The organism is Shewanella sp. YLB-07 (assembly GCF_009377275.1).
This window is the reverse complement of the sequence record NZ_VOQB01000005.1, coordinates 309,261-326,038: the sequence shown is the minus strand read 5'-3', so window position 1 is coordinate 326,038 and position 16,778 is coordinate 309,261. Positions and strand designations below refer to the sequence as shown.

At 40.6% G+C, this 16,778-nt stretch carries 15 protein-coding genes and 2 pseudogenes; 11 read left to right on the top strand and 6 right to left on the bottom strand.

Going from position 1 to position 16,778, the window contains the following annotated elements:
- Positions 1–211: 211 nt before the first annotated feature.
- A complete protein-coding gene (locus FS373_RS13420) occupies positions 212–637 on the top strand; it encodes a hypothetical protein (protein ID WP_152829621.1) in 426 nt (141 codons plus the stop codon).
- A gap of 87 nt (positions 638–724) precedes the next feature.
- Here FS373_RS13420 and FS373_RS31990 read toward each other — a convergent pair.
- Positions 725–1,006: pseudogene (locus FS373_RS31990) on the bottom strand (alpha-amylase family glycosyl hydrolase); the annotation flags it as partial.
- Here FS373_RS31990 and FS373_RS31985 point away from each other — a divergent pair.
- Together FS373_RS31985 and FS373_RS13405 are read left to right on the top strand one after the other, a co-directional pair.
- Positions 997–1,100 (top strand): annotated as a pseudogene (locus FS373_RS31985) (transposase); the annotation flags it as partial. The pseudogenes FS373_RS31990 and FS373_RS31985 overlap by 10 nt on opposite strands.
- 390 nt (positions 1,101–1,490) lie before the next feature.
- Positions 1,491–2,774, top strand: a complete 1,284-nt coding sequence (locus tag FS373_RS13405) for an anthrax toxin-like adenylyl cyclase domain-containing protein (protein WP_144047940.1) — start codon at positions 1,491–1,493, stop codon at positions 2,772–2,774.
- 235 nt (positions 2,775–3,009) lie between these two features.
- Here FS373_RS13405 and FS373_RS13400 read toward each other — a convergent pair whose 3' ends face one another.
- Entirely contained in the window at positions 3,010–3,447 is a 438-nt protein-coding gene (locus tag FS373_RS13400; protein ID WP_144047939.1) for a dCMP deaminase family protein, read from the bottom strand.
- A 428-nt stretch (positions 3,448–3,875) separates the two neighbouring features.
- Between FS373_RS13400 and FS373_RS13395 the strand changes: the two genes are divergently transcribed.
- Positions 3,876–4,124 carry a DUF3297 family protein gene (locus tag FS373_RS13395; protein ID WP_144049098.1) on the top strand — a complete coding sequence of 83 codons (249 nt, stop codon included), beginning with the start codon at positions 3,876–3,878 and terminating at the stop codon, positions 4,122–4,124.
- Positions 4,125–4,498: 374 nt separating this feature from the next.
- Here the strand turns inward: FS373_RS13395 and FS373_RS13390 are convergent, their stop codons facing one another.
- Positions 4,499–5,737, bottom strand: coding sequence for a RidA family protein (locus FS373_RS13390; RefSeq protein WP_144047938.1), 1,239 nt, complete (start codon positions 5,735–5,737; stop codon positions 4,499–4,501).
- 448 nt (positions 5,738–6,185) lie between these two features.
- Positions 6,186–8,225, bottom strand: a complete 2,040-nt coding sequence (locus tag FS373_RS13385; RefSeq protein ID WP_152829620.1) for an alpha/beta fold hydrolase — start codon at positions 8,223–8,225, stop codon at positions 6,186–6,188.
- Positions 8,226–8,491: 266 nt separating this feature from the next.
- On the opposite strand from FS373_RS13385, the gene FS373_RS13380 reads away from it, so the two are divergent.
- The 6 genes from FS373_RS13380 to FS373_RS13355 all read left to right on the top strand — a co-directional run bounded on the left by FS373_RS13380 (position 8,492) and on the right by FS373_RS13355 (position 13,988).
- Positions 8,492–9,340, top strand: a complete 849-nt coding sequence (locus tag FS373_RS13380) for an HDOD domain-containing protein (protein ID WP_144047936.1) — start codon at positions 8,492–8,494, stop codon at positions 9,338–9,340.
- A gap of 248 nt (positions 9,341–9,588) precedes the next feature.
- Positions 9,589–10,674 carry a DUF3083 family protein gene (locus FS373_RS13375; protein ID WP_144047935.1) on the top strand — a complete coding sequence of 362 codons (1,086 nt, stop codon included), beginning with the start codon at positions 9,589–9,591 and terminating at the stop codon, positions 10,672–10,674.
- A 403-nt stretch (positions 10,675–11,077) separates the two neighbouring features.
- Entirely contained in the window at positions 11,078–11,869 is a 792-nt protein-coding gene (locus tag FS373_RS13370) for a TerC family protein (RefSeq protein ID WP_144047934.1), read from the top strand.
- Positions 11,870–12,113: 244 nt separating this feature from the next.
- Positions 12,114–12,503: a ribosome recycling factor family protein gene (locus tag FS373_RS13365; RefSeq protein WP_144047933.1), complete on the top strand. Its 390-nt coding sequence runs from the start codon at positions 12,114–12,116 to the stop codon at positions 12,501–12,503.
- A gap of 160 nt (positions 12,504–12,663) precedes the next feature.
- Positions 12,664–12,894, top strand: coding sequence for a hypothetical protein (locus tag FS373_RS13360; protein WP_144047932.1), 231 nt, complete (start codon positions 12,664–12,666; stop codon positions 12,892–12,894).
- A 212-nt stretch (positions 12,895–13,106) separates the two neighbouring features.
- On the top strand, positions 13,107–13,988 hold the full coding sequence (locus FS373_RS13355; protein ID WP_227992751.1) for a DMT family transporter: 882 nt from the start codon (positions 13,107–13,109) through the stop codon (positions 13,986–13,988).
- 89 nt (positions 13,989–14,077) lie between these two features.
- Here the strand turns inward: FS373_RS13355 and FS373_RS13350 are convergent, their stop codons facing one another.
- Positions 14,078–14,341 carry a hypothetical protein gene (locus FS373_RS13350; RefSeq protein WP_144047931.1) on the bottom strand — a complete coding sequence of 88 codons (264 nt, stop codon included), beginning with the start codon at positions 14,339–14,341 and terminating at the stop codon, positions 14,078–14,080.
- 325 nt (positions 14,342–14,666) lie between these two features.
- On the opposite strand from FS373_RS13350, the gene FS373_RS13345 reads away from it, so the two are divergent.
- Positions 14,667–15,623: a hypothetical protein gene (locus FS373_RS13345; RefSeq protein WP_152829619.1), complete on the top strand. Its 957-nt coding sequence runs from the start codon at positions 14,667–14,669 to the stop codon at positions 15,621–15,623.
- A gap of 932 nt (positions 15,624–16,555) precedes the next feature.
- On the opposite strand, the gene FS373_RS13335 is transcribed toward FS373_RS13345, so the two are convergent.
- Positions 16,556–16,768, bottom strand: coding sequence for a cold-shock protein (locus tag FS373_RS13335; protein ID WP_005497134.1), 213 nt, complete (start codon positions 16,766–16,768; stop codon positions 16,556–16,558).
- Positions 16,769–16,778 lie beyond the last annotated feature (10 nt).

The following is a 16,778-nucleotide window of genomic DNA, read 5'->3' as shown; positions in this document are numbered from 1 at the left end:
TTATCGCGTATGCTAGTGCTATGGGTACATAATATATGGCTGTCCGGTCCTTTTGGCTGACAGCTGCGATGAATGAGTTTACTCTGACTTCACTGGTCTTTGTTGTGGTTGCATCTGGGATCGTTAGATAGCAAAATCTAAAGTTATCAGCAGAGTTACCATCTGAGTTATCACTACTATTAGCACTAGAGTGCTCAATGAGCCATTACCTATGCCAACAGAAAAAGAACAAACAATAGAAGAGTTGCAGCAAGGACTTCCCATTACGATAGTGGCCGATGGCCAATTTTCGAATTCGCTTAAGCCGCTGTTGACCAAGCTGGAGATGTGGATCAATTTTCAGGCGCTAAAAGCGGATTGGTATGGTAATGAAGATCTTATCCTCTCTTTTGATTTTACCTTAGTCAGGTCATTGGAAGAAAAAATACAACAAATCACAGAAGTGAGTGTAGAGAGCTGGGTGGTAGAATCGGGTTATGCTTATCATTATGAAAGCAGCTGCCTGACGACTATTGCTTTTATTGCGGTTGATGATTTGGCTCAGGGCGGCGTTGGTATTGAACAGGCGATAAAGGACAGATTGACAGCAGTAGCTAATGCTATTGGGGTAGAGCATGGGTTGTTGGCTTTGTCGTAGAGAAGTTGACCCATTTATTATGGATGCCATATTCACCTTCCTACGGGAATTGTTGAAGGCAGCGGCGGTGTTTAGGTATGCGTAAGCCTAAGGTGAGGGGGGAAGTGCATTACTACAAGCTTTACCTTTGCACCATTTTCCGCAGTGATGCTGCTTTTTGAATTCACACATAGCATCCCAGCGGCCGCTAATACCACTGTATTGTCGACGAAACTCTTTTGCAGAGGTTATCCAAGCATCGGGTGAGATACCAAGTTCATCAAGTAATTTCGGACGGCTTGAGTCTATGGCCCCTTTTTTGTCTGGCCTAATAGCTCTTCCTGTCCAATCGATAAGTTGTAGATAATCACAGAAATGAAATGGGAACCCTTCAAGAGTTAGATGCCTACTGTGAACACTTAGCTTAGACCGAAAGCGCAGGCAAGGGGGCGCTAACTGTCATCGATGGCTTGATATCGCCTAGTTACAGACCTATTTTTACTTCAAATACTTAACCGAACTAAAGTTCGGTATTTTTGCTGCTTGTTTTTCGACGTTTGAACCGATATTTAGGCATCCAGAGGCATTCACTACACACCAGAAGCTTATGGGCAGTTTGTGAAAAAATCGATTTAAGACTAAAAATTACAAATTTAAAACGAAAATTAAAGCACAGCTAAAGTATAAAAAAATATCATGAGTGCAAGTTAATTAAAGGAAGTCATCCTATGCAATTAAATACACTCCAACTTTTTGTTAATAAATAAGTATATTGTCATCCTGGAACCGACACCCCCTACAGATTGAGCAGAGATCCCCTGACGCCTTGCTAGCACTCACCTACCAGCCTCAGCATTAATACCAAGGAGTAGATATGATAAATAATCATTCAGTCAATTCATCCCCACAAATCTTGATAAGCAATACCTCAGACAAAGAGATCAAGCCAAAATCAACCACACCCGAACCATTATCTAAAACAGATATAGAAACGCTGTTTAAAAATAACAACGTAGGAATACCTGTTGATCACGCTATAAAAATGCAATCAGTCGCCACGGACAAGAACATTATCTTTGGCATAAGACCCGTTGAAGCTATGGTTCGCCAATTAATAGATGAGTCTCACCCCACAAAAGGCTTTCTGGTAAAAGGCAAGAGTGCCAATTGGGGCCCACAAGCAGGCTTCATATGTGAAAACCAGCAGCTAAGCAAGAGAGAGAACCGTTCACAGGAAGATATCAGCAAGCTTAATGCCGACGTCCAGAAAGGGAAGGGCATGGACTATTTGGTGTCGGACTTGAGGATTAGTAAAGAAAGAATCGATGAACTGACTTTTGATCTTGGCTTGATAGAAAAAAATGTCGACCAGGAGAGTATAATCATCACTTCTAAGGGGCCGAGTGGGAAGGAGTATCGATTTGACGCCAAACAAGGGAAAGATGGATTGTACACGATATATGAAGAGTACAAGGATAAGCCGATTCAAGTATTATCCCACTCTATATCTCAAAAGCCTCTGACAGCTGATTACGATCTTTTTTTAACCAGCCCCATCATTGAAGAGCATGGCCAGTCAGGTTTAGACGCCCGTCCCAATACCGCCGTAGTATTCGGGAAACCACTATTACAAGGAGACACTAAGAGTGAAGTAGGGCCTAATTCAAAGCCAAGCTCACACAGTGGTGATACCTCAATAGTGAAAGGATTTATCGATAAAGCAGAGAGACAGATACGTCTAGAGCAATCTAAATCAGATACCGAAGAGCAGTTTTTTGCAAGGGAAGACAAGGTGATGGGGAATGTATCTCTAAGGGGGAGAGATCTTATCGATGAACTCAATATACAGCTCAATCGTGGTGAGCATCTGGAGATGTTTCATCATAGCGATGATGCTGGCAGTCCAGTGTCGGATATACGAGACAACTTCCCGGCGACATTTTACCTTCCTAAACCACTCGAATTTAATTCTGGTAAGAATAAGATAGAATTCAAAGAAGTATCCGTTATCCAGAATAGGAAAGAGTTTTCAGATTTTATTCGGTGCATTAAAGATAATGGCTATCACTTCACTAGTAATCCTAATTGGGGAGACATTCCCTCACGGCCCTCATTTGATCATGCCAGAGAATTATTTGAGGCAAAAATTCGGATTTAAGAATAACAGAGGCTTGCTGCTTGTCTCTCGATGTTTGAGCCGATATTTAGGCATCCAGAGGCATTCACTACATACAAGGAGATCATGAGGTGTAAATCATGCTGAGTTAGTGAGGTTGGGGCTGGAATTTTAGCACTTCGGAGTTGGAGAATTTAACAATAGATGGCTTGGTTAACAGTTCCTTGGCGAAGCGCTCCGTGGTTTAAACGGAGCTTTTTAAGACGCTGAGGGCTTTTTATGGCTCTACCTGCATCCAATCGACTTTAACGCCGGCTTGGTCGAGCATATCTTGGCTTATTTTAATCTTCTCTCCCCAGCGAGACAGGAAGTCTTTGCTTGGTTGTGGACTATGCACTGTACTTAAACCCGTTTGGATTATCTTTGCGGCGCAGTTAGGGCAGGGGAAATGGGTAACCCAGATCTCGCAGCCGCTGAGATCACGCTTAGCATAGAGAATGGCATTCTCTTCTGCGTGTAGGGTCTTTAGGAGCTTCATCTCACGGTTATCGGTTTCGGCACTATCGGAGATCCCGTGAGGGTAGCCGTTGAACCCTAAAGAGACAATACGGTTATCTTCGGTGATCACCGCCCCAACTTGAGTGGAGGGATCTTTACTCCAAGATGCAACGAGCTCTGCCATCTGTAGAAAACGTGTTGCCCATTTTGTCATCATCTAATAAGAACTCCAATTCTATGCTACTGAATAAACCAGTCTAACTAAGTGCTATTCTCTATTGAGAACAGTGATAAATCAACCTCTCACCAACTCGACTTAGTTAAACGGCTCAGACTAAAGCGTTTGAGAATAAACATGAGTGTCTTAATTCTCTTCCTCGACATTTGAGCCGATAGTTAGACATCTAGAGGCATTAACTAGATGCCAAGAGCTCATGAGGTGTAAATCATGTTGAATTAGTAAGGTCAGGGCTGGAATTTCAGTGATTCGAGCTGGGGGATTTAACATTGGGTGGTTATAAAATATCTAGCTATTGTCTAGAGAAGAGGGGGGCGTCACTAACATTTATTACTGCGGCTCTTGAGCATAAAGCCTGTATTGCCTACAATGGCGTACGCTTTATTCACTACCATTTAGGCCAGACCATGAACGACACTACATCGCAACCAGCCTTACCAGATCGCCTTTCCGGCAATCCCCGCAGCCCACATCATGTGGCAGCAATTTTTGAGCACGAGATAGGTATTATACTCAACGGCAAAGAGCGTTTTGATGTCGAGGAATATTGCATCAGTGAAGCTTGGGTAAAAGTCCCGTCGCACAAAGCGTTGGACCGTCGCGGCCAACCACTTTTGATGACGATAAAAGGCAAGGTTGAAGTGTTCTATCGTTAAGACGAACTGATAGCTCCCCGCGTTCAACATGCAAGTGCACCATTATTGCTAACTCATTGAAGTGACTGTCATCCTGAAGTTTCTGTTAATGTTTATGTGTGACCAAGCATCTGCAGAAGTATTTAGATGGTTTGATATGGTGCACTTAGATCATGAATTCGGGACCTTTGAAGACGTCATAGGTCTTAAATTCTTGGTCGGTAAGAGGGGGAATCAACGTGCTAGCTATTTTTAAACTGAAGGGCAAAAAAGGGTCAGATTTTTATCATTTGATCGTTATTTAAACTATCAAATAATAAAAAGCTGCCCAATCTTTATAGGCTGAATTCAGCTTATAGCAATTGAAGAACTGCTCAGCTGCAATTGAATGCCTGTTATGCTTGTGGAGGTGTACCTTCACAGTTAGAAACAACGGCATCAATTTGTACCAAAGCATCCATAGGGATAGCTGAAACGCCAACTGTTGTTCTTGCAGGAAGATCGCTTTTGAAGAAGGTGGTGTAAACTTCGTTTACAGCATCAATATCTGCGATACTTTTAAGTTGGATATTTATTTTGACTACATCGTCCATAACGTGATCGACACTTTCCACAATTGCCTTGATATTTTTTAGGCATTGTCCAGCCTGCTCTTTTACACCACCAGCTACCATTTCACTCGTTTTTGGGTCCAAAGGTAACTGACCTGAAATATGATTGTAGTGAGAAAAAGCTACGGTGTGTGAGTATGGAACTTTTGGTGCATTTTCAGTATTGCTTGCTTCTATGACGAGTAGTCGGGTGTCTTCAGGAAGTTGTGGGGGTGTACCATCTCCGTGTGACACGACTGTATCAATTTGCACCAAAGCATCCATAGGTAAAGCTGAAACGTTAACAGCTGTCCTAGCAGGAACATAGCCTGGGAAAAATTTTGCACAAACTTCGTTTATAACTTCAATATCCGAGATGTTTTTAAGGAATATAGTTGTTTTAACTACATCGTCCATAACGTGGTCGATACTTTCTAAAATTGCTTTAATGTTGTTTAAGCACTGTTCAGTCTGCTCTTTTACACCTCCAGCTACCATTTCACCTGTTTTTGGATCGATAGGTAATTGACCTGAAATATTATTGTAATGAGAAAAAGCTACAGTTTGTGTAGATACAGAACTTTCTGGTGCATTTTTCGTGTTTCTTGCAACTTTTATGAGATCGCAAGGATCTTGTGGCGCTGTCCCTTCACCGTTTGAAATAATCGCTTCAATTTGTACCAAAGCATCATCCATAGGTAAAGCCGCAACTGCGACAGTTGTCCGTGTAGGAACATAGCTTTGGAAGAATGTTGTATAAACTTCGTCTACAGCGTTAATATCTGAGATATTCTTAAGGAATATAGTGATTTTAACAACATCGTCCATAACATGGTCGGTACTTTCTACAATTGCTTTAATATTTTCTAAGCACTGCTTTGTCTGCTCTTTTACACCGCCAGCTACGATTTTACCCGTTTTAGGGGCTAGAGGTAATTGAGCTGAAATATTATTGTAATGAGAAAAAGCTACAGTTTGTGTGGACACAGAACTTTCTGGTGCATCTCCCGTGTTTCTTGAAATCTTTATAATATTGCCACTCATATCTACATTTATCCTTTTATATAGTACATAAATACGTATTTATCTTTAATCGATCTTGTTTTAAATAATGATTAAAGTGGCGTAATGATAAGTGATATTATTTAGGGTGAATGTGATAAGTATCAAGATCTCATTTTATTAGGAATAGCGAATTAATAGAATTGATCGTCATCATTGAATTAATTGTCCGGCTAAACATCTTATTAGTTATCTTTTAATTGTTCGGTTAATTATCCACGGAAACAAGTGGGGTAGAGTGAGATTCATTTAAATCTAAAGGATTGTTTTTGAGGATGCCTTTGCGTCATTAATAAGTGCGGGAATTGATGAAATATCATGGGGGGATATGGCTTGGTTTAATATTGTGTCTCTGTCTGTTTTCTTGTTAAATAGCAAGGCTCATTTATACATTATGTTTGTATAGCTATGAATAAATGAGCCTTAATGATTACTCTGTTAGTACTCCATACAGAGCAATTTCTTGCGCTGTCATCCAGTGTATATTTTTGGCTGTTGCAGCTTCTAAGGTATACCAGTAAAACTCTGTATTTATCCCTATCGCTTTATAGTAATCCAGATACAGAGTATGTGCTTGATTATCGCGAGGGTAATCCAATGCTTCTTTGCCACTGTCATCCCCCCAAGAATGTACGCCAAGCTTAGCGCCCGGTTCGATAGTGCGTTTTACACCTGCTAAAAACATATCGGTACCGCCCGATGCCACCATGCCATCAGCGGGTATATGTGTGGCTATACCACGATTTCTAATCTCCATTGAAGCCAATAAGTTGGTGTCATCATCCATAGAACCAGGGACATTTTGCATCACTATTGTTTTGATTTGCGGGTACTTGTTTAACAATGTCTGCATCACATCTAAGGTATCTGAGCCGATAACGCCATTCATATAAACGGTATCTGAACTGGTATCATTGTTTTTAAAACTAAAGTTAGCCGACTCTTCCTCATCACCTCCTTCATAGCTTACTTCGGGGATGGCTGAGACACAGCTGGCATCAACAGCCTGATTTGGCTTAGCTAAAAACTCATCTGCTAGGGTATCAAAACAGCTAAAACCAGCAAACAACTGGCCGTGGCCACCTTGGGGGTTAGTCATGTTCTGTGCATTGGGCATATTCTTAGCGACCAGGGCGCCCCAGGCTGCTGGTGTTTGTGTATCATTTTGGCCATTGAGTATTAATACTGGCAGGTTGCTAGTAATCGCCTTAGTTTCGATATCATTCGCTGGGGTAACATTCCACACTTGGCAAGACGCTTTATCGAAGCCCATATGGAACATGCCATTTACCGCTAGTTGTGTGCTCGCTGACCAGCCCTGACTATTAGCACCGGTCAAAGCTGTGATATTAAGAAATGGATATTCCTCAGCACAAACAGTCGATAACCCCATGGCGTTATAAAGCATATCTTCTGCACCGAAAGTTTCATCATTGGCAGCTTCTTCATTGTCAGCTTGTTCATTATCTTGTTCGGTTATTAATCTTTCAAAAGCTGATGAATATTTACTGATATCTTCATTAACAGCCATTAGATAGTTAATGATTACCGGCTCTGTGGCCAGTTCGAGTAAGTTCTGGATGAATACTCGGCTCTCAGCCACCATGCCCTCATTATGCATACGGGCAATAATGTCTTCGATAGCGTCTTTAAAATCATCAGCAGGGCAAGTATCAGTGTTAGCACAATTTTTGACTATCTGATTCAAGGATTCATAGGTTGCCCACGGTGTGTCAGACATGCCGTTCACTTCTATCGGGAACATACCATCTAAAATAACACTGCGAATGCCTTCGCTATTTTCTCGCATTATGGTTGTTGCAAGGCGAGTTCCATAAGAGATGCCATACACATTCCACTCTGGTATTTGTAAGGCTTCTCTTAACTGAATAAAGTCCAAAGCATTATGCACGCTATGGTAAGCATTTAAATCCACGCCTGACTTTTCAAGCCTCGCTTTACACGCTTGTACTTGCGCAGGCGTACCAGCTTCACCATTGTACTCAGTACAAAATAATGCGGGTTTTGAATAGCCGGTACCGCGCTGGTCTACTAAGTAAACATCTCTGTCTTTGATGAAGGTGTTACTTTCAATCACCTGACCAATACTCGCGCTGGCATTCCCCCCAGGACCTCCTTGCAAATAAACAATCGGATCGGCTTTTTTATCTGATGAGATTGAGGCCAGTTTTATCACGGCTATTTCAATCTTTTTTTCTGACGCAGGTTGACCATATATTGCATGCTTTTCCGGTACGCTAAGATAGCCGCAGCTAGAGCCAGTCGTTAAGAGTGTTAACTGGCTAGCCGATAGCATGTCCTTACATTCAATCGACTTATAAGTGTTAACGGCCTCGGTAACACCATTTCCATTATTAGCCTCTGTTTTCGAACTTGAACCTCCACAAGCACTTAGCATACTAGTAGCAATTATTGTCGATGCAATAAGGGGGTATTTAACCTTTATCATTGCTAGCTTCCTTTGTTTTAAATTAAAGAGTTATGGTTTTCACAGTTTCATAAATTATTTCTAAGTGCTGTGATAATCCGTGTGTTGATAAGCGATTATCGGGTATTTGAAACGTGTTTAGGGTAAGCGTATGTAAGGCCTTATATGTAGGAAGCGACAAGTGACAATTAAAGATAAATTTAATGGTGCCAATTATGTTACTGGCATTGAACAAATCAACTCGTTAACTATTATTAGTACTACCCTATCCGTACCAGTTGAATCTAATGTCAAAGTCACCTCTTGATTACGCCAAGCAAGCGCAAGAATTATGTGTGCTATCTGATGTTTATATGACATTGAACCGAATGTTATCGAGTGATAGTTGTAGCATGGAGGAGTTGGCAGGTGCCATTGCCTATGAGCCAGCTATTGCCGCATCGATTTTAAAAATAGCCAATAGTGCTATGTTCAGTATGCCAAGAAAGATAGACAACCTTTCTAAAGCATTAGTCTTACTTGGTATAGGGGAGGTAAAAAAGCTGGTGAATGCTTATGGTGTTACCGCGGCATTTTCTAGCATTGATCCTAAAGTCGCAGATATGGATAAATTTTGGGAGATAAGCGTAGATTGCGCCTTGATTTGCCAGTACTTTTCAAAAAATAAGCAAATCCTCAATACTGACAGCATCTTTTTGTCCGGGCTATTTCATAATTTGGGGATGTTAGCCATTGTCCACAGTGAGCCAGATAGAGTCAGATATTGTGAGGGCTATGATAGCGATGAAACACCTTGGCTTCGTCAGAGAGAGTTATTTGGTTTTACCTTCGCCGATTGCACCACCGAGTTGTTAAAGCTGTGGAACTTACCGGACACCATCATACAGCCCATTGCAGAGTTCAATCGCGTAGAGCTTGCCCCACTCGCTGCCAATAGCAAATTGCTTTATATGGCTTCGCGTTTAGCGGTAATTAATGCCGAACCTGGGGTATATACCAAGGAGGCGTTAATCAACCAGCTTGTTTTGGATGATCTGGATATTAGCTTAGATGAAATAAATCAATCTCTTGAGTATTGTAATTTGCAAGCAATGGAGCTTTTAGCTACTTTTCCAATACAAGGACGTATGAGATAAAAATCGAGACCTAGTTAAGTATTTTCTAATTCATGATATAAGTGTACTTATAATTTTAAGAGGGGCTTGTTTATTAACTTGATTTTTTTGCATATTGATTTTAATAAACAAATCATAATCGAAGGATATAATATTGCAGCTGGTAAAAGCATGTTTTATCGCAGGGCTCTCTTAACAAATTTTCGTAACAGCTTATTGCTAGCATTAGCACCAAGCTGCACATGGTTCACTTATCACAAGGAATATATATGTCCCTTAGCCATCAGCAAAAAGTGTACATCCCCAAGGACGTTAGAAGTAATCAATACATCACTGCAGAAATCAAAGTAACGGATGCGTTGTTGGCCCATTACCCCGATCACAACACGTGTTATCAGACGTTTAGTCAGGCTATTTTCAATCTTGCCGAGCAAGAAGAGTTATATAACGTGCATGTGATCACTAACGATAAGTTACCCGTAGTGCGTTTTCACACTGAAGCGTATTGCTTCCCAACTGCAGAACAGATCATATTTTTCTATAATCCTGAGTATCATGTAGCGCAAAGTCTCCATAGTAAGGATGATTACCGAGCACGCAAAATAAGGATTGTATTCTTAGCGACGGGTGAAGACATTCGCATTAACTCAGCTAATTTTCATATAAAAGTGCAGTCTTTCCTCGCGAAACTGATGCCTCAATTGCCAGAAAAAGATCTCACAATCAAAATCCGTGATCATCAACATCTTTCTTATGATCTGTTCGCCAAAGCTAAAGGCAACAAAGAGAGTTATGGATACAAACTAAGAACAATCAGTGACAGATATAAAGCAAGAAAATGTCCGCTCCCAGAAGGACATGGTTCATTATGCTATGTTACGGTAAAACTACCTCTCAGTCGTAAGCTCAAACAAGCGATATTGTCAGAACATACCAATGACTTTACGCCACTGTATCAGAAGCTAGAGGATGCATTTATCCAAGCTACATCAGCCAAACAACTTAAGCGGATTGCTATGGTGGCGAATGGGCTAACACCACTTGTACGCAACAGTAAATACGATCAAGTTGAGGGTACAGACGAAGTACAAATGCTCGGCTTTGACCCCAATTTAGAAGAGCAACAATTTATTCGTCATTGGGACGGTAACCACTTAGTCGAAACGGTGAGTTTTACTATAGCCGCAGGAGTAAAAGACTGTAAGGATGGCGGTCTTGGCCGTTATTTGAATCGAGTTGAAGATGCGTTAAAGAGCCTTACGTCTGAATTAGGCTTAGATAAATCACGCGAAGAACTCATTGTGCGGTTCCATCAACATATTAGCTATCAAACCCCTGAACAGTTAGTCAATTAACACTCATATCATGGGTGGTACCGTTAAGAAGAGTGATTAACGGTACCATCCATGTTATTGGAAGTGTATTGCTACGCTACTATTTTTTCTTGTCTTAAATGTATAAATTTATATGTAAACTTATCCTAAACGTAAGTTAATCTGCTAGTTATCTAAATTTAATGATGCTGTATCTTATTGTAAATAAAGTTTATTTGTTTGGTTTCTTGGGTCGTGAGCTGCGATTTGTGTATAAGATGCTATAAAGCGTATAACTGAATGGATTTGCTCTATTGTCAGGTGCGAATATTGATGTTCTAATTTCAGCACATCAATTACTTATAGGTTTTAAAATTAAAATGGATGACCCACGAAGTCGACTGACACTGTTATTAAGCTGTCTTTACATGGAGCTTAAATCATAATGTTAGAACTCTTCTTATTGCCTGAAACTTGGATTATATTTGCAACATTATTTGCGTTGGAAATAGTCTTAGGCGTCGATAATCTGGTATTTATTTCGGTGCTTTGTGAGCGCCTACCGCACGAAAAGCGCAAGTTGGCGCGAAACTTAGGTATCTCTTTAGCCGTTATTTCTCGTATCGGCCTGGTTTTCTCAATTTCCTGGATAATGACACTCACTAAGCCGCTATTTTCAATTGCTGACATGGCTTTTACCGGTAGCGATTTAATTCTGATATTTGGTGGTCTATTTTTACTACTCAAAAGCTTAAAGGAGCTTTGGTCTTGGTTAATTAGTCATACTGAAGTGAATCAATCTAATTATGCTAAAACAGGCTTAGTCGTCATTTTATTGCAGATTATCGCAGTTGATGCGGTGTTTTCGATGGATTCAGTGATCACTGCTGTGGGGCTAACAAGTGAAGTGCCTATTATGGTTGCGGCCATCTTATCTTCTGCGGTAGTGATGGTTTTGATTGCCGGTAAGATCACTCAGCTGATTTTAGTTTATCCAGGCCTTAAAACCTTGGCATTACTGTTCTTGGTGTTATTAGGTGGGCTCTTGATAGTGGAAGGTTTTGGTTTGCATGTTAATAAAGGTTATGTCTATTTTGCGATGGCATTTGGTTTAATCACTGAGCTTTGCCATGTTCTATTAAAGAAGAAGCAGAGAAAGCCATTGCTGATTAAGAGCAAGCTTAAGGCTAGGTTTAAACGTAAAGCTATGAATGTGAATAATATAATAGAAGCCTAATTACAGGCGATGCTATTGTAGAAGGAGTGGTTAAGACCACTCCTTTTTATTGTCATTACTTAAACATTAACAGGTAGCAGTATCATCACAGTGAAATTAGGGGGGACTTTTCGTCAGAAAGAGTGTGATAATAGTATGTAAGCTTGATATTAGTCAATTGCTTAAGTCGTGCTCCACTCTATGGTGTGAGAATGTTTTGGCTCAAAGTTAACCTCCTCAAATAAACCATGAACAAAGTGCACCTATGAATGAAGACATCCTCATCTCACTTCCCTCCCTTATTCATCGAATAGGAAGGGAAGAAGTTAAACAAGCCAAAGACATTGCATTGCAATATCACTGCGAGCTTAAGCGTGTGCGTCGTTCTAGAAATTGGGCTGTCTCTGGTGAAGCTATCAAGATTCAATCGTATTCAGCAGGATTGAAAACGGAAAATGGTGGTGGTTTTCGTTATCTTATTCAAAAGATTGAAACAGCTTTACTTGATCATACAGACAAGCTAGAACCTTTAGAGACAAAGCTCGCTCGTATGATTACTTTCAACCCCAACATCACCTTGGCAGAATTGATACACATAACCGATTGCACCACGGCTGAAGCCAGAACAGCACGCTTCCATGCCGACTCTTGGTAATTCCATACTTCAACTTTATAACTTAACGTTGCCACCCACGCTCGTTAGCGGGCTAGTTCCCATTTAGCTGCGACTCTTCTTTTGATCTTAATCAAAGCGAAATAAGGCTGATTGGTTCAATATATTAGTCGAACATGGTGCTGATAATGGTGGGTCAATAGTGACAGATGATAAGCTGATTTTAATCCTAAAAAGCAGTATCACTGTTGGTATTTGTTTAATTTTGCTTGGAATATACTTGCATAATTTCAACGAGATGATCGAAACTATGGGCGTAACAGGCATCATGATTAGTGCTATGTGTGTGGCCTTCGGCATGGCGTTGTCTTTACCAACCAAAATGTACCTGACCTTTATTCTGGTTACAGGGGAAACTGAAAAGCATCAGTAGTAAATCAATTCTAGTTTTTATTGTGAACCTGCCTGTAGTTATACCAGCAAAGGTAGGCTAAGATCGGCTCGATATTAGAGAGAGCGACCTCGCAATCGCGTGTGGTTGCTTTTTGTTTTTCAGTACAGAACTTGAGCCTGATCTGAGTCTGTATTATTTCGCTTGATGCATGCTGGGAGGTTCACCCTGCAGTGTGATTATAAGCTGAAACAATGAGAAGAGAGTCGTTGATGCGTGCAGAGTTGTACCTATTTATAGCCACCTTACTGGCTGCACTAGGTTGGATTGCGTCTAAGTTAGTGGTTTTGGAGATGCCTGGTGAGGCGTTTATTGCGATAAGGTTCCTGCTTGCCAGTCTGGTTTTACTACCGTTCTGCTATAAGCATGTCGTGAAGTTAAGACTTAAGCAGGTTCTCTTGGCCTGTGGTGTCGGTGTCTTTCTTGGGCTTGCATTGCAAGTTTGGGTCTATGCCGTGTCCATTAGCAGCAGCCTGTCTGAAGGGGCGTTTATCATGAGCTTAGCTATGATCATTGCCCCAGTGACCTCATGGATGCTTTTCCAAGTAAAACCGAACAAAGCATTTTGGTTAGCCTTACCTGTAAGTATGATGGGGATGATGTTGCTGACGTTAGGCAATGGCTGGCAAGTCGATACCAGCCAACTCTATTTTCTGCTTGCAGCGGTACTTCTTTCTATTCACTTTGTGCTGAATAAGAAAATTAGCAACCAAATCACTCCGTTAGTTTCAATATGCTTGCAGCTATTTACGGTAGGTATTGTGGGTGTAGGTTATGTTGGCTTTACTCAAGATTATGCTTTTGAATTTAGTAGTAACTTAATATTCTGGTTTGTTATTTCTACTATTTTGGCGACTTCAATACGTTATTTGCTACAAACTATGGGGCAATATTCTGTAAAGATGGAAACTGCAGCTTTAATCATGATTTTAGAGCCAATATGGACCATGATGCTGAGTGTCACTATGTTGGATGAGACGCTGGAATTACAAAAGGCGCTGGGTGGCAGTGTGATTTTCCTGTCACTGTTTCTCTATATTAAGCTCTCCAGGCGATATGCTTTAATGGCGAAGTGACAAAAGTACATCATTTTAGGTTTATAAGGCGTCAGCACTCAGTTGATGGCGCCTATTTTATATTTAACCTACTGACTCTATCGTTAGTATTACTGCTGGGTTTGGCCTGTCGCCGTGCAGTAAAGGGTTCCTGAATACTGATCAAAGCTGATTCTGGTTTTGATAGCAGTTATATCTGAATATTGTGCTCTAAGTTGATTAGAGGCATTAGCGCAGACTTGATTATGGTCTGCAGGCACACCTTGGGATGCCGTTACAGATACAGTGCGCCACCAATCACTGGCTGTTGCAACACCTGCAACTAGTGTCGATGCGCACAAAATGCTTGCTGCGATTAATGTTGATGTTTTCATTTTGTTATTCCTTTAAATTACCGAGCTCTATAGTTTTTATAAATAGTTACTCCTAAAGGTACTCCATTATCCTCTAGCGCCAATTAACTTACCCGTTGAATGACAGCGTTGTCAATAGTGTGTGTGAATAATAAGTGACGAACAATGAGAAGGGGCTTTATAAGTTAATAATGCTTTGAAATTTTATTTAATTTTTTATTAAATGCTTTTTCGTCATTAAGTGTAATACTTATCCGTGAACTAATCTGATAGGTTAATCATTCACAAAGGAAGGAACATTAAATGGAATTAAAAAAATATACTGACGGCGTAGCTGGATGGCAGGGTGGCTTCGCCAACACCTAATCTCACTTCATTGCCTATGCTAGATAACATGGCAAATATCGATCTTCTTCAGCGTCAGCAAGCAGTACAATGGCCTGAATTTAGTTGGGAGACAGACAAGGGCGCTGCCGATCCTAAGCGCTGTTTTCAAATGTTCGCTCCCGATATTTCCAGATTGGGTTATACGGATGCAGGAAGAGTTTACTCTATCATCTGTCCTCAGCAAGGTATCAGCTCACCATCTCTAGGCACTTTGAATGTCGAAGTCACGGTTACTGGACAAAGAGGCTGGGTCGATGAGACAAATCGGGAGCTAGCAGCCGATTTGAGTGTTGTAGGCAAGATCTGGTTTAGTCCCAGTGCGATGCAAAACCCAATCGTTAAGTTGTTATGGGACCACTTTGAAAAGAGTAAGCAGCCCTTTCCCTCTGATAAATCTAAGGCGATAGTTGTTTACACCCACAAGGTCGATGAGCATGAACAGCCGGTTTTTCCTCTAATGAAGGGTGAAAGTACTGGTTTTGATATTCCGGATTTTGCCAAGCACCCACAAGCCTGGTCTGTTGGAAGTCTGGGAGTGCAAATTGGCTCTAATATAAAGACCGGATATCCGGTTGTCGATGCGTTCAATAGCTTGATCATGGATGTGTTTAACTTGGGAGCCGGTAACATGTTACAACTCGGTAATGTGCTGACCTGGAATGTCTGGTTTACCCAGCCTGAGTTAGTTAATACCGAAGAATGGCGAACTCATGCACAGAGGTGGCGCGAATCCATAGATGCGGACCATGGCTCCCCCGATGGAGCGGGCACAGAAGCTAAGTACTTTGATGGCACGCCTTTCAAAGCCGATTTAGACTTTATTAAAGAACAGGAGAAGATAAAAGTTGATGAGTTCTTGAGTCATATCGATGGTGATATCAAGGATGGAATTATCGAATTAATGAAAGATATTTAAATTGAAACTAAATGGATGGCATTGTTATTTTTCTCGTACTGAAAGGCAGCATAAAGCGTGTTTAAAGTGTCATAGTTTAATCACTATGGCGAGATAACTGTAGCGTAAATGATTATGCCATCCACAGATGATTTTACCTAGACGGATTACCTAGGACATTAATTAAAAATATAAAATTAAATACAGTAGGTTTATCACCTAAGGTCTAACAGCATAGAAGCTATCGCAGTGATTCGGATTGAGATACTGTGATAGCCACTGCTCTCGATTGGTTCTAACACTCATAATGTGGGCGGAACTGTTAGTCTGGTCGGTTAATCGAAGTGATAGCTGTTCACAGGCGTGAATCGTTTTCAATAAAACAGATTCATGGTGCTAGAAGGAAATCCAAAAGTTACCGATAAGCTGATTTTCACTATTAATGATCTTACCCTGGCAGGTTTCATCACAATAGGACAAGTCTATATTTCTGTTGTCTATATTACCTTTCATTAAAATATGACGTAGTAATACATCACTATTTAACTGATGGATTAGTGCGTTCCAAGATATTTTACCTTTAAAAATATTGAAGTTTACTGTCATTGATTACCTTTTTGTTTATTGGGGAGGGAGCCGCTGGCTTGCTTGGTGTTGAACCAATATTGATACCTAAATCGTGTCTGAGCTACTGCGCATGATATTTTTTGGCTTGCTTTTTTATAAGCAGGATCAATGCACTAGAAGTACAAACTTAAAATTAGCCTTAAGCTTTAAATATTTATAGTTATGTAACGAACTGAATGATAAACGTAACGACATATACAAAGAAGCAGATGATTGGAATGTTAATGTTTTCGCAGATACGGTATAAACTTGTATTAAAATAGAATTGAAAATTGCTTTAAATATGACGTAAATGGTCATAAAACCATTTACGTCAACTTACAAAGTTAAAGCGCAACTACGTTAGCTGCTTGAAGGCCTTTTTGACCTTGCTCTACTTCGAAAGATACTTTCTGGCCTTCAGCTAAAGTCTTGAAGCCGTCAGAAGTGATTGAACGGAAGTGAACGAATACGTCAGCGCCGCCATTGTCTTGAGTAATGAAACCAAAACCTTTCTCTTCGTTAAACCATTTTACTAGACCAGTTGTTGAATTAGACATGATGTGTCCC

Bases quoted from the DNA above. Each gene is read 5' to 3' on its own strand.
- FS373_RS13420 (WP_152829621.1), top strand. From the start codon at position 212: ATGCCAACAGAAAAAGAACAAACAATAGAAGAGTTGCAGCAAGGACTT.
- FS373_RS13405 (WP_144047940.1), top strand. From the start codon at position 1,491: ATGATAAATAATCATTCAGTCAATTCATCCCCACAAATCTTGATAAGC.
- FS373_RS13400 (WP_144047939.1), bottom strand. From the start codon at position 3,447: ATGATGACAAAATGGGCAACACGTTTTCTACAGATGGCAGAGCTCGTT.
- FS373_RS13395 (WP_144049098.1), top strand. From the start codon at position 3,876: ATGAACGACACTACATCGCAACCAGCCTTACCAGATCGCCTTTCCGGC.
- FS373_RS13390 (WP_144047938.1), bottom strand. From the start codon at position 5,737: ATGAGTGGCAATATTATAAAGATTTCAAGAAACACGGGAGATGCACCA.
- FS373_RS13385 (WP_152829620.1), bottom strand. From the start codon at position 8,225: ATGATAAAGGTTAAATACCCCCTTATTGCATCGACAATAATTGCTACT.
- FS373_RS13380 (WP_144047936.1), top strand. From the start codon at position 8,492: ATGTCAAAGTCACCTCTTGATTACGCCAAGCAAGCGCAAGAATTATGT.
- FS373_RS13375 (WP_144047935.1), top strand. From the start codon at position 9,589: ATGTCCCTTAGCCATCAGCAAAAAGTGTACATCCCCAAGGACGTTAGA.
- FS373_RS13370 (WP_144047934.1), top strand. From the start codon at position 11,078: ATGTTAGAACTCTTCTTATTGCCTGAAACTTGGATTATATTTGCAACA.
- FS373_RS13365 (WP_144047933.1), top strand. From the start codon at position 12,114: ATGAATGAAGACATCCTCATCTCACTTCCCTCCCTTATTCATCGAATA.
- FS373_RS13355 (WP_227992751.1), top strand. From the start codon at position 13,107: ATGAGAAGAGAGTCGTTGATGCGTGCAGAGTTGTACCTATTTATAGCC.
- FS373_RS13350 (WP_144047931.1), bottom strand. From the start codon at position 14,341: ATGAAAACATCAACATTAATCGCAGCAAGCATTTTGTGCGCATCGACA.
- FS373_RS13335 (WP_005497134.1), bottom strand. From the start codon at position 16,768: ATGTCTAATTCAACAACTGGTCTAGTAAAATGGTTTAACGAAGAGAAA.